Annotated in this window: 7 protein-coding genes; 5 read left to right on the forward strand and 2 right to left on the reverse strand. The window is 60.3% G+C overall.

Annotation, left to right across the window (positions count from 1 at the left end; all coding sequences use genetic code 11):
* From ABX749_RS06110 to ABX749_RS06130, 5 genes are all read left to right on the forward strand, one after another.
* Positions 1–1006: DUF4381 family protein (locus ABX749_RS06110; RefSeq protein WP_372895194.1), on the forward strand; the 1006-nt coding region annotated here is incomplete at its 5' end.
* Positions 999–2030, forward strand: coding sequence for a VWA domain-containing protein (locus tag ABX749_RS06115; protein WP_372895195.1), 1032 nt, complete (start codon positions 999–1001; stop codon positions 2028–2030). The genes ABX749_RS06110 and ABX749_RS06115, both read left to right, overlap by 8 nt.
* A 1-nt stretch (position 2031) precedes the next feature.
* Complete coding sequence (locus tag ABX749_RS06120) at positions 2032–5838, forward strand: VWA domain-containing protein (RefSeq protein ID WP_372895196.1); 3807 nt, start codon at positions 2032–2034, stop codon at positions 5836–5838.
* The gene (locus tag ABX749_RS06125) at positions 5838–7853 is read left to right on the forward strand and encodes a hypothetical protein (RefSeq protein WP_372895197.1); all 2016 of its coding nucleotides are present in this window, start codon (positions 5838–5840) and stop codon (positions 7851–7853) included. Before ABX749_RS06120 ends, ABX749_RS06125 begins: the two co-directional genes overlap by 1 nt.
* Before the next feature lie 293 nt (positions 7854–8146).
* Positions 8147–8926: a hypothetical protein gene (locus ABX749_RS06130; RefSeq protein WP_372895198.1), complete on the forward strand. Its 780-nt coding sequence runs from the start codon at positions 8147–8149 to the stop codon at positions 8924–8926.
* Positions 8927–9078: 152 nt separating this feature from the next.
* Here ABX749_RS06130 and ABX749_RS06135 read toward each other — a convergent pair whose 3' ends face one another.
* Positions 9079–10482, reverse strand: a complete 1404-nt coding sequence (locus tag ABX749_RS06135) for a DUF1501 domain-containing protein (protein ID WP_372895199.1) — start codon at positions 10480–10482, stop codon at positions 9079–9081.
* Positions 10483–10485: 3 nt separating this feature from the next.
* Positions 10486–13210: DUF1549 and DUF1553 domain-containing protein (locus tag ABX749_RS06140; RefSeq protein WP_372895200.1), on the reverse strand; the 2725-nt coding region annotated here is incomplete at its 5' end.

Raw genomic sequence — 13210 nt, forward strand, 5'->3', positions numbered from 1 at the left:
CGCTGCCGAATCGATTCAGCAGCAGCGGCAATCGGGACCGGTGTCCATCGAGGTGACGCTGGAACCGAAAGAGCCGGTGATCGGGGACACTCTCACGCTTTCAATCCAAGTGACGGCTGAAAAGGACGTCGAAGTCTTGATGCCTGATTTCGGTGACGCGTTGGATCGTTTTTCGATCGTCGATTTTGCGCCTCGCGAAACGATCGATGATGCGGGGCGAACGGTTGCCAAACAAACCTACCGGCTCGATCCGCCCTCCTCGGGCCGGCACGTGATTCCGCCGATCTTGATCGAATACGTCGACCGCCGCCCCGGCCAGCAACAGGCCCCCGAGGGCTTGGACGCCTACGAAGTCCTGACCGATCGCATTCCGTTCGAGGTCGCATCGGTGTTGCCTGATGACGCGGCGGTTGATCTGAAGCCGCCGATGGAGCGGTTGGCCCCAATCCAACCACCGGCGCCATCACGATGGCCGCTCTTCGTTGCGATTTTGGTACTTGTGCTGGTGTCGCTACCGTTTGTCTGGCGAGCCATCGCGGCGGCACGGCGACGCAAGCGCCGGCGATCGGCCTACGACGTCGCAACGGCGCGACTCGAAAAGCTGTTGCGGGAACCACGATCGACGGGACCACAAATCGATGAGTTCTATGTCGGGTTGTCCTACATCATTCGCAAGTACATCGAAGACCGATTCGAAATGCGCGCGCCCGAGTTGACGACCGAAGAATTCCTCGCGTCGATCGGACAGTCACCGGATTTCTCGGCCGACCACCAAAGCCTGTTGCGCGAGTTTCTTCGCCAAGCCGACTTGGTGAAGTTTGCCCGCGCCCAACCGTCGGGCGACGAGATCGAACGAGCGATCGGCAACGTCCAGCGTTTCCTGGAAGACACACGCGAAAACGCCCCAATGATCAGCGACGAGTCTGCCGAGTCGGACTCCGAGGACGACACGCCGCCGGAAGGTGCAGGGCCGAAACGCCAGATCGAGGAGGCGGCTCATGGGTGAGATCGAACTGCGTGACCCCGCGTTTCTGCTGCTCGCACTGCTGGCCCCCTTCGTGTTTTGGCTGGCCCGCCACAACCCGTCGCGGATCCGTTACTCCTCGGTCGCGATCGTCGAGGCCGCACCACGATCGCTGCGGGCGAGATTGGCGGGACTGCCCGCGCTGCTGATGGCGTTGGCGGTGTTACTGATATCCGTGGCGTTGGCGGGACCGCGGACGCCTGACGCGGAAACGAAGGTCAGCCGCGAAGGCATCGCGATCATGATGGTGCTGGACCGCTCGGGATCGATGCAAGCCCGCGACTTGGTCCAAGACGATTACAGCGTCGATCGGTTGAGCGTGGTCAAGGATGTCGTTCGCGGTTTTGTCTTGGGCGAAGGCGAGTCGGCCGGAGAAGGGCGTCCCGATGACACGATCGGATTGATCGCTTTTGCGGGCTACGCCGACAGCCTCTGTCCGCTGACGTTGGACCACGGCAATCTGACGACGATGGTCAATGATCTGGAAATCGTTTCGACGCGTGAAGAAGACGGCACGGCGATCGGAGACGGGTTGGCGTTGGCGGTCGAGCGGCTGCGGCGGAGCGACGCCAAGTCGAAAGTGGTGATCATGCTGACCGACGGGGCTCACAACGCCGGGGTCGTCGATCCAAAACAGGCGGCGGAGGTCGCTGCGGCGAGCGACGTGAAAGTCTATTGCATCGGTGCGGGAACCCAGGGGCGGGCGCCGTTTCCCGTCCAGGATCCCTTCACCGGTCGGACCGAATTACGGCTTTTCGATGTCGATCTGGATGAAGACACGTTAAAAATGATTGCCGAGACCACGGGCGGTCGCTATTTCCGCGCGACCGACCGCGAATCGCTCGGTGAAGTGTACACGGAGATCGACGCATTGGAGCGAACCAAGGTGACCGAGTTTCGCTACTTGCAATACGACGAACACTACCGATCCTTCTTGCTCGCCGGTCTGTTGATGGTCGGCGTCGCGGCAACTTCCAAAGCCAGTTTGTTCAGGACACTTCCGTAAGATGTCGGATTTTCGATTCGCAACGCCAGGTTGGTCAGCGGCCCTGTGGGTCGTCTTGGCAACCGTCATCACGCTGCTCTACCTGGAGCAGCGACGTGGTGATGCGCTGGCGCGATTCCTGTCGCCTGTCATGCAACCGCGACTGGTCTCACGTTCGTCGTTGATGCGTCGCTCGATGACGACATTGCTGTTGGGACTCGCATCGGTTTGTTTTGTCCTAGCATTGATGCGACCGCAATACGGATTGACCTACGTCAAAGCGCCACGCGTCGGTGCGCAGATCATGTTTTGCCTGGACGTCAGCAAGTCGATGCTGGCCGAAGACGTCGCGCCGAACCGACTGGAACGCGCCAAAGCCGACATCACCGACTTGCTGACGTTCTTGGATGGGGATCAAGTCGGATTGATCGGGTTTGCCGGACGGGCGAGTGTGCTGTGCCCGCTGACACCGGACTACGGCTTTTTCAAATTGGTGCTCGACGGTGCCGGTCCCAACAGCGTCGGTCGCGGCGGCACGCGATTGGAAGAACCTCTTCGCAAAGCCTTGGATGGATTCCGTTCTGAAAGCGATGTCTCGCGCGTCGTGTTTCTGATCACCGATGGCGAAGACCACGATTCGCACCCGTTGGACGTGGCCAAGGACGCGATCGAACGCGGAATCAAAATCGTCGCCGTCGGCCTGGGCGATGAAGCGGGCAGCGAGATTCGCATCACCGATCCACGAACGGGCGTGCAACAGCAGGTGCTCGATGCGGACAACCGTCCCGTCGTCACGCGTTTGGACGGAGAAACACTTCGCGAACTCGCCCTGGCAACCGAAGGCGTCTATATCCCCGCGGGAACGGGAAGCCTGGATCTGAAATCGATCTACGACGCCCACATCCAGCCGCTGGTCCGCGGAGAATTGTCCACCGAGGGTCGCGCGATCCGGCGTGATGCGTTCCAGTGGCTGATCCTGGCCGGGCTGATCCTGCTGGTCGCCGCCGTCGTCCTGGGCCACCGCCGCGCCGCCGATGCGATCGCACAACCCGACGGTCTGCCGGACGGAAAGCGGGAAGCAGCGCGGCAAGCAACGCGGAACGATGCCGCCGCCAAGGTCGCGTTGATGCTGCTGATCACAGCGATGCTGTCTCCCGGCACCGCGGTCGCCGACCAAACCGAAACCGATCAATCCGAACCGGCGATCGCTCCAGCGGACAACGCGTTAGACAACGCGGCGACCGATGGCGACGCAGTCCCGATCGTCGACGCCGACGAACCGATGGACGCTCGGGAGAGCTACAACCGAGGACTCGATCGGCTGAGTGGCGATTTGGATGAAGCCGAACGTTTGCTCAGCCAGGCCCGTCGAGAAGCCGGTAGCGACGGTGAAGTTCGGTTTCGGGCGACATACAACCTGGGCTGGGTGGAAATCAACCGCGCCGATGCAGTCATTGAAGAAGAACCCGAACAGGCGCTCCAACATCTGCAACGAGCCGCGGGGTGGTTCCGAGACGCGATCCGATTGCGCAGCGACGCCGACGACGCACGTCACAATCTGGAAGTCGTTTTACTGCGAATCACGCAACTCCGCGATCAACTGATGAAACAGGACGATCAAGACCTGACGACCCAATTGGACGCCTTGATCGCCGCACAACGCCAGACCATCAGCAATCTCCGCGGGCTCGTCCAACAGATCGCCGAAAGCGACGACCCGAACATCGCCGATCAGTACCGAACTTCGTTTCAACGACTGGCCATCGATCAACGCGTCGCGCTGTCGGACCTGCAAGGTCTGGTCGAACAGGCCGCTGGCGAATTGGAAACATTGGAATCCAAAGCGGAATCCGAACGAACACCGGAAGAAAACATCCGCATCGCGCAACTGGTCAGCCTGTTGAGCTACCTGAACCAGGGCAGCCAACGGATCGGTCAATCTCGCAGCCAACTTCGTCGCCGCCAGGCATCACGCGGGTTTCGCCGCGCCGCGACGGGATTGAACCAATTGAAACGTGCCCGCGATCAACTGCGCCAGCCGCTGGAAATCTTGGACGGACTCTCGCGTGACATCGCCGAGACGGCACAGCACACCGCACTCAAGGCGATGGAAAGCCAAGGGATCGGCGGACAAGACGATTCACCTGTGATCCCCCGTTGGATCGATCAAGAGTTCTTAGCCGACGCTCAAGCCGATCTGACCGGCCGCACCGAAGAGCTGACCAACCGGCTGGCGGCCGGCCTGGACAGCACATCCCAAGACGATGCAGCAGCCGACATCGACGCCGAGCAACAAGCGTTTTTTGAGAAACTCAGCCGGGCAATGCCGCACCTGAATGCGGCCACCGATGCGTTGAAGACCGCGGACGAGAAAATTGCCTTCCCCGATTACGCCGCCGCAAGCGAACAGCAAGTCAATGCGATCAAAGAATTGCAACGGGCACGGGAACAGTTTGCGGACTTGAAAACCCTGATCGAATTGGCCTACGCCGGTGAACAGGAAATTGGTGCTGCGTTGGCGGAACTGGTCGGCCAACCGGAGACGGCTGAATCACCGGCTTCCGAATCAGCAGCTTTTGAATCACCGTCCGCCGAAACGCTGCCCCCCGAAGCCGCGAAACAGCTCGTCGACTTCATCAGCGAGCGTCAGGCGGAAAACCTGCGACGCATGCAACGGTTGCGAGACGAGATTGTCGCCGAGACCGCCAAAGCTCAAGCCTCGCAAGACGAATCCGCCGAACAAGAATCGGCCGATCCAGCAAGCGATGAACCGTCTCAGGAGATGCAACGACTCACCCTTGCGATGCAACTGGCCGAACGTGCGAGCGAACAGATGAACGCCGTCGTCGCGAATTTACCAGACGAGAACGCCGGCAAGCCCGCAGAGCCGCCCCTGGTAGCGGAAGGGCGCAAGCCCTCCGGTCCCCCACAGACCCCGCCTTCCACAGATCCGCCCCTGGTAGCGGAAGGGCGCAAGCCCTCCGGTCCCCCACAGGCCCCGCCGTCCACAGATCCGCCCCTGTTAGCGGAAGGGCGCGAGCCCTCCGGTCCCCCACAGGCCCCGCCCTCCGAAACGCCGCAACCCTACGCACTCTCCCAAACCCATGCCGAAGCCGCCATCGAGACGCTGCAGGATCTTCGTCGCCTGTTCTTCTCGATCGTCGAACACCTGCGAGAAACCGCGCAGCGTCAGGCCGGGATCAACGACGAAACCGAGCAAATGGCTGCTCTGCAATCAGAATCAGAAACGGACTCCGAACGCCAGCGCGCCGATGCAGCCGAGTTGGCGTCACGACAAAATGATCTGTCCGAGATTGCCGGGCAGATCGCATCCGCGTTAGAACAGCAGGCCGATGCATCGGCAGATCCGCCGGCCGACCCCGGCGGACAAGCGGCTCCCGTCGATCCCCAGCAACAAGAAATGATCCAGCAGAACGCCGAAAAAGCAAAGAAAGCAGCCGGGCTGGTCAGGGAATCCACCCAGCAGATGGACGAGGCATCGGAACAACTCAGCGGTGAGGATCCGCAAATCGACCAGGCGCGACCGCCGCAGGACCTGGCACTCGAAAAGTTGATCGAAGCGCTGCGAGAACTGCAACCGCCGCAGCAAGACCAATCCAATCAGCAGCAAAACCAACAGCAGCAACAACAAGACCAACAGCAACAGCAGTCCGACCAGAACCAACCCCAAGAGCAGAACGAAGAACAAGACGCGCAAATGGATCCGTCACGCGTTCTGCAAGCCGTCCGAGACCGTGAAGCGCAGCGACGGCGTGAGCGGGACCAGCGTCAGCGCGCCGGACAGATGCCGGTGGAAAAGGATTGGTGATGCCCATGAACTTACAAGTCAACGACGAACCGAAAGCAAACTTCGTCGCGATGTCCACTCCGGCGCGGCCCGCTATCGCCATCGCGACGTGCGCCAAAGCTTGGAGCCCCCGCCGTCTCACGCTAGCAGCGGCGCAGACTGTCCTGCTCCGCACCTTGCTCACCTCGACAATGGTCCTGCTGTGGTGGGCGACATCTGCCGCCGCGCAAGACGTGAACGTCCAGGTGGCGACCGAAGAGCCACCACACTATGTCGGCGTCAGCGTGATTGTCCAGTTGACCGTCGATGGACTGGACGCAGATCCGCAGCCGCAATGCGTCGCCGAGTCCTCTTCGCCGGACGTGCGGGTTCGCTTAGCCGGGATCAGCCCGCGAATCGTTCAACGCATGTTTCAGTCGGGCACCCAGATTCGACGAATTCAACAGGTCACCCACACCATCCAATTTCGCGTCACGGCCAACCAACCGGGAGACTACGAAATTGGCCCGTTCGTGATCACCCAAGGCAATACCGAAAAGCGCGTGGACGCGATCACGATGTCTTTCGCCGAAGTCCCGACGACGGACGACATGCGGATCCAATTGGAACTGCCCGAATCCGCTTATCCCGATCAACGCGTTCCCGTCACGATCCAGTGGTGGTTCGCCGGCGACACCGACAACGTCAATCAGCTCCGAATCGATGGGACGATGTTGGACGAATTCCGATTCGCCCCCGACCGCACGCCTGAGCGGGGCGGATCGCGATTGCCGATCGAGACCGAGGAGGGCACGATCGCATTGGCAGCCACGGCGGAACGCAAAACCGTCGACGGCAAGGAATTCACCGTCGTTTCGGCACAGCGGACATTGATCCCGAACCGGCCGGGTACGTACGAGATCGCCCCGATCACCGCGACGATCCAGTGGGTCACACAGTGGGACCAGCGTCGGCGATCCCCGTTCGGTGATTTCGGGATCGGCGGTTCGCTACTGGAAGAAGCCTTCGGCGGTCGCCGTCGTCCGGCGAAAGTCGAGTTGTTTCGCGCCGAAGGCGAACCGTTGACGTTCGAAGTCAAACCGTTCCCCAGCCAAGGCCGTCCGGAAAGCTTTTCGGGGGCCGTCGGGAACGGGTTTTCTCTCGATGTCACCGCCGATCGCACCGTCGTTCGAGTCGGCGACCCGATTCGATTGACGCTGCATCTGCGCGGTGATGGGAACATCGAAGGTGCGACGCTGCCACCGCTGTCCGCCGATGGTGGATTGGATCCCGGGCACTTCCGATTGCCCGAAGGCGACGTGACTGGCGTGCTGCAGGACGATCAAGACGGCAAGCAGTTTGTCGTCTCGGTCCGCGTGCTCGATGAGAGCATCAACGAAATTCCGTCGATCGCTTATTCATGGTTTGACGCCGAAAAAGAACGTTACCAAACCACTCGGTCCAAGCCGATCGCGCTGCGTGTGATGCCGGCACAGGTCGTCGGAGCCGACGCGGTCGTCAGCAGTCAATCCGCTCCCTCATCGAACGAGACCGTAGCCAACGATCCAACCGCCCAATCAGCTCGCTCCAGCGGTCCGCGCAGTTTTTCGCTCAGCGGTGCCGACTTGGCGATCGAACGTGATCCGCAGCGTTTGTTGACGGGATCCACCAGCCTGCTGGCCCGTCCGTCATTGCAAGTTGCCGGATACGCTTTGGGATCGCTGTGCCTGATCGTGGCCCTGGTCGATCGAAAGCGGCGTCAAGTCGACCCTGCGATTCGGCAAGCGTCGGCTGTCGTGCGGGCCCAACGGGGACGCATTGCCGCGGCCGAACGGTTACCGGAAAAGCAAGCCGCCAAACAGATCGCCGAAGCACTCCGGGTGGCCCATCTCGAAATTCCCGAGACGGACCGTTCAGCCATCCAACCGATCATTGCCGAGTGCGAAGCGATCGCTTACAAGCCCGGTGAAGACGCCGATGCAAGGATTTCGCCGGACCTGTTGGGTCGCGCCTTGGCAGCCATCGACTCCCTGAAACCAAGCCACTCCACTGCATGATGCGGCCGATCGCTCTTCTGTTCGTCTTGATCCAAGTCCTTTGCGGCGTGGCAACGCCTGTGGCTGGGGACACTGCGCCCGGTGCGACTCACTTTGGCACTGAAGGTGGTAGCGGAACGGCGCGAGCCGTCCGGTACCGACTCGACAACATCCTGCCAGACCGGAGGGTTCGCGCCCTACCGCTAACAATAAGTGCTAGCGGAACGGCGCGATCCGTCCGGTACCGGCTCGACAACATCCTGGCAGACCGGAGGGCTCGCGCCCTACCGCTAACAATAAGCACTCCGATTGGAATGAACGTACGTGGCATTGACACTGCGTCCGCGGCCGGGGACACCTTGCAGCGGGCGATCCAGGCGTACCGGTCGGCCCTGGACGAGGTGCAGCGCGATCGACGTTTGGAATCCTTTTCCCGCGCCGAAACCCTGTTCACGCAAGTGATTGCTGACCAACGGTCTCGCACGCCGAATCAGCTGCCGAGTGCCGACCTGTATTTCAACCAGGGAAACGCGGCCTTGGGAGCGGAACATCTTGGTGCCGCAATCCTGGCCTATCGGCGTGCCTTAGCGATCGCACCCAATCATCGGCGGGCGCGCCAGAACCTCGAATTCGCCCGGACGTTGCTACCCGATTGGGTTCCCGTTCCGGAAGGAGATGCGATTTCATTTGGGTCCTTCTTTGATTGGATGCAAACGATTCAGGCCGGTCAGTGGAACGGAATCGCTGCAATCACATTTTTGCTGGCGATGGCACTGGCGGCGTTTTATTTGCGAACGGACAAGACCGTGGCACGCAATTTGGCCGTCGTGCTTCTGATCGTCTGGATTGGCGTGCTCGCAAGATCCTGGATGCATCGAAGTGATGCGACCGAGAGGATCGCGGTGGTGATTCTTCCCGAAGTCACTGCGCGGTCGGCCGATTCCATCCATTCGCCGGCAACGTTTCGCGAACCCTTGCCCGGCGGCGTAGAAGTCACCGTGGTGGAGGACCGCGACGAGTGGGTGCGAGTGCAATTGTCCGATGGCCGCGAAGCCTGGCTGCCGGCATCGGCCATCGAAATCGTGGAACCGTAGCGGACGCGGCCAAGGCGTTCGGCACCGCCCCCTTCTGAACGAAACTTTTGGCGGCCTGTCGATTGAGCGGTATTGACCGACAGCCCGACAGCCCACGAACAGCAATTCGACGTCTCCGCCTGAGCCCAACCGATGCGACGTGACTCAATCCATCACGCCAACACCTTTTCGACCACGTTGCCGTGCACGTTGGTCAGCCGAAAGTGAAACCCTTTGTAGCGAAACGTCAGCCGTTTGTGGTTGATCCCCAGCAGGTGCAACACCGTCGCGTGAAAATCGTGGACGTGGAAGGGATCTTCCGTTGCGGTGAATCCGAAATCATCGGTCACACCGTAGCTGCATCCCGGTTTGACGCCGCCGCCGGCCATCCACAACGGGCCGCTTTTGGTGTGATGATCGCGTCCGCTCCCTCCCTGTGACATCGGCGTGCGACCGAATTCGCCGCCCCAAATCACAAGTGTGTCTTCCAACATGCCGCGTTGTTTGAGATCTTTCAGCAAGGCCGCACATCCTTGATCGACCTCCTTCGTTCGCGCCGTGATACCTTTGACGACACCGCTGTGATGATCCCATCCGGTATGATAAAGCTGGATGAAGCGGACGCCCCGCTCGGCCATCCGGCGTGCCATCAAACAATTGGAGCCAAAGCTGCCATCGGGTTTTTCACCGACGCCGTAGAGCTGTCGCGTGGTTGCCGACTCTGACGAGAACTCGGCCAACTCCGGTACACTGGTCTGCATTTGAAAGGCCAGTTCATACTGATTGATCCGGGTCAAGATCTCGGGATCATCGACCTGATCATGGTAGAGTCGATTCAGCGATTCGATCGATCGGATCGTTTCGGCTTGACTGGTCGCGTTGATGCCGCTGGGAGACTTGAGATAGTTCAGCGGTTGCTCGCTGCCGTAGAACTCGACGCCTTGATGTTTGCCCGGCAAGAAGCCGTTGTGCCACGCCGTGGTCGGAATGGGTTGGCCCAAGGGACCACTTCGCATGACCACAAAGCTCGGTAAATCGTCTGTCTCGGCGCCCAAACCGTAGGACAACCAAGACCCCATGCTCGGTCGTCCCGCGATACTGAACCCCGTGTTCATGAAGGTGTGCGCGGGGTCATGATTGACCTGATCGGTTTGCAAGGTGCGAACCACGCAAAGATCGTCGGCGACCGTCTGAAGATGCGGCAACAGGTTGGAAATTCTTTGGCCGGATCTGCCACACGGCTTGAATCCGACGTCCGTCCCGAAACATTTGAGCGCCTCGTATTGAAGAAAGGCCAGCTTCACGCCATCGGTCAACGACTTTGGAATCGCCTTCCCGTTGAGTTCGCGGAGCATGGGTTTGTCGTCAAACGTTTCGAACTGACTCGGCCCGCCGGACATGTACAGGTAAATCACCCGCTTGGCTTTCGGCGGATGATTCGGAAACGAAAGCTGCGACGAGGATGCGGCGGACGTTGACTCGCCGAGCATTGACCCGAGCGCCATCGCGGCGATACCGCTGGCGGACCGCCCAAAGAAATGGCGGCGTGTCACGTCCAAAATGGCAGGATGATTCATGGTTCAGGACCGGCTCAGGAATTCGTGGAGGTTCAGGATCGCACGCGTGACCGCGGTCCATACCGCGATTTCGGGTGCGTCGGCGAGCGAAGGAGGCGAGGCTTGACCGATCGCAACCAGCCTCTGTGCATCATCGACGGCGGTTCGATAGTGGGCTCGTTGACTGGCTAACAGCTTTTCCAGCACATCGATCTCATCCGCCGAAGGCCGGCGTTGCAGCGACAACAAGAACGCCGATTCGATCCGTTCTCGATCACTGCGATCCGAGGCGTCGCAGATCCGCATCGCCAGCACGCGTGCCGCTTCGACAAAAATCGGATCATTCAACAACGACAGTGCCTGCCCCGGCGTATTGGTGATGTTCCGCTTCGCCGTGCACTCTTGACGTGTCGGCGCATCGAACGCCAACATCGTCGGATGGATGTTCTGACGCTTCCAGAATGTGTAGAGGCTGCGATCGTACTGCGCCGCGTCGGGACTGGTTTCCCAAACCATGTGACGACTTCCATACATGACCTTGTCCGAACGTGACCAATAGGGATCCGGTTGATACGGAAAGAAACTCTCGGTAGGAATTTGCTTCGTGTCGCGCAAGAGCCCCGCGGCGTGCAATGCCGAATCGCGGATACTTTCGGCGTTCAACCGAAAACGACTTTGCCTGGCATGCCAACGATTGCCTGGGTCACGCTCTCGCAGATCCTGCGATGGGATAGAACTAAGCTGGTAGGCCCGGGTCGATGTCAACAATCGCACCATGTGATCGCGGTCCCAACCACTGTCGCGAAACTCGCACGCCAGCCAGTCAAGTAAGGCCAGGTTGGACGGCCAATCGCCTTGGGTGCCGGAATCTTCCAGCGTCTCGCTCAATCCCCGGCCAAAGAATTGGTGCCAGAGCCGGTTGACAGCCACGCGTGCGACCAGCGGGTGAGCGTCTGAGAAGAGCCAGCGTGCCAGATCCAGACGCGTCAACGGTTCGGAACGTTCGGCAACTTTTGCTGCGTTCAAGAATTCTGGAAACGCCGGCAAAACGATCGGGCCTGATTCGTCTTGATAATCACCGCGGTTGAGCAGCCGCGTCGTCTTGCGCTGACGTGCCTGCCGTGACACGAGGACCGGCATCGCTCGAGCACGCATCAAAAAGAGTTCCGATTCCAAGCGTCGCAACTCCGTCATCTGGTCGTGTTGAGTTTGCTCACGAAACGCATCGATGACCATTTCTCGCTGCAGTTCATTCCGCTTGCTCGCGTCGGCCTTGAGCGCCGTCGCGACGAATTCAGCCCGGCTCTGATAGACCTGCCGGTTCATGGGTTGTTGCCACCAGCGGCGGATGGCGGTTTCGCCCAGCGCGAGTGCGGTCGCCTTGTCCGTACGCAGTTCCAACCCGCTGTCACCCCAGCCCACCCGGCCACCGCTGTGCAACCAAGCCATGCCGCAGCGTTCGAAGGTCTTGCCGCCGACGGGTGGAATTTGTTTGCTGAAGGGGACGCGCAAACGTACCCAACCCGACTGCTGCGGAAGGTCACCGAGCCGCAAAACACGCTCGGGATCACTCCAGGTGTGTCGCTCGGCCAGTTGGCCTGACGTGTCGTCGCCCCAGTAGTAGGTTTCGTAGTTGGCGGTGTTCCACCCCAGCCGGCCGTAGTCACCATTGGAAATTTGAAACCCGATCATGTCCGGGCGATCCTCTTCACCAATCCAAACGTCGACGTACCAGGCGTCTTTCGCCTCGTCTGTTTTTTGCCCACCAGGATTCAAGTAACCGGTCATCAATTCCGCGGCGTGATGCCGGTGAAGTCGCCCGGGCTCGCTGTGGGTCTGGCGCGCGAATCGACCATCCAGGTTCGCGGCGAGAAACTCTCCTTCCAAAACGCGGGCTGCCGGTAGCTGGGCGGGAATCCAGACGAAATCCGATCGCGATTGAGAATCTTTCAGTTTGCTGAGGATGGCGGTTTCCCATTCCGAGATCTCGTCGCTCGGTTTGGCAGCGATGGCCTGCTTCAACTCGTCGATTTTTTTCGCGAGCTGTCGATCTCGGCGTGCCGCTTCAGCATCATCGTGGACATAGTGCAGGGGTTCGCGACGATCGCCGGGCGTGTACACGCCGGCTTCGACCAGATCATCAAAAAACGCGGCCAAGCTGTAGTAGTCTTTGGCGGAGAACGGATCGAACTTGTGGTCGTGGCATTCTGCGCAGCCGGTCGTCATCCCCATCCATACCGTGCCCAGGGCTCGAACATGTTCTCCCTTGAGCTTATACAGCTGTTCGTTTTCAATCGCACCGGCTTCGCAATTGGTGTTGACGATGCGGTTGTATCCCGACGCGATCAGTTGGTCGTCGCTGGGATCGGGAAGTAGATCGCCGGCCAACTGTTCGATCGAAAACTGATCAAATGGCATGTTTTGATCGAACGCTTTGATGACCCACGCACGGTAGGCACCCGACGCGATCGGTTCGTCGCTGACAAACCCGCAGGTGTCGGCCCAACGCACCAGATCCAGCCAGCGGACGGCTTGGTGTTCGGCGTAGGCAAGCTGTGACATCCAACGATCGCGAAACTCAACGAAGTGTTGCTCGCTGGGATCTTGCTCAAACGTCGCCACTTCCGCGGCCGTCGGCGGCAATCCGCGCAAGTCAAAACTCAGCCGGCGCAATCGTTCTCGCGGAGATGCCATGGAAACCGGCGCTGCGCCGTATTCGGCCCAACCGGATGCCAACAGTGCGTCGATC

It is taken from the genome of Stieleria sp. (assembly GCF_041595215.1).
Classification (GTDB): domain Bacteria; phylum Planctomycetota; class Planctomycetia; order Pirellulales; family Pirellulaceae; genus Stieleria; species Stieleria magnilauensis.

Excerpts from the sequence above, each read along its gene's own strand:
- ABX749_RS06115 (WP_372895195.1), top strand. The coding sequence starts at position 999 with ATGGGTGAGATCGAACTGCGTGACCCCGCGTTTCTGCTGCTCGCACTG.
- ABX749_RS06120 (WP_372895196.1), top strand. The coding sequence starts at position 2,032 with ATGTCGGATTTTCGATTCGCAACGCCAGGTTGGTCAGCGGCCCTGTGG.
- ABX749_RS06125 (WP_372895197.1), top strand. The coding sequence starts at position 5,838 with ATGCCCATGAACTTACAAGTCAACGACGAACCGAAAGCAAACTTCGTC.
- ABX749_RS06130 (WP_372895198.1), top strand. The coding sequence starts at position 8,147 with ATGAACGTACGTGGCATTGACACTGCGTCCGCGGCCGGGGACACCTTG.
- ABX749_RS06135 (WP_372895199.1), bottom strand. The coding sequence starts at position 10,482 with ATGAATCATCCTGCCATTTTGGACGTGACACGCCGCCATTTCTTTGGG.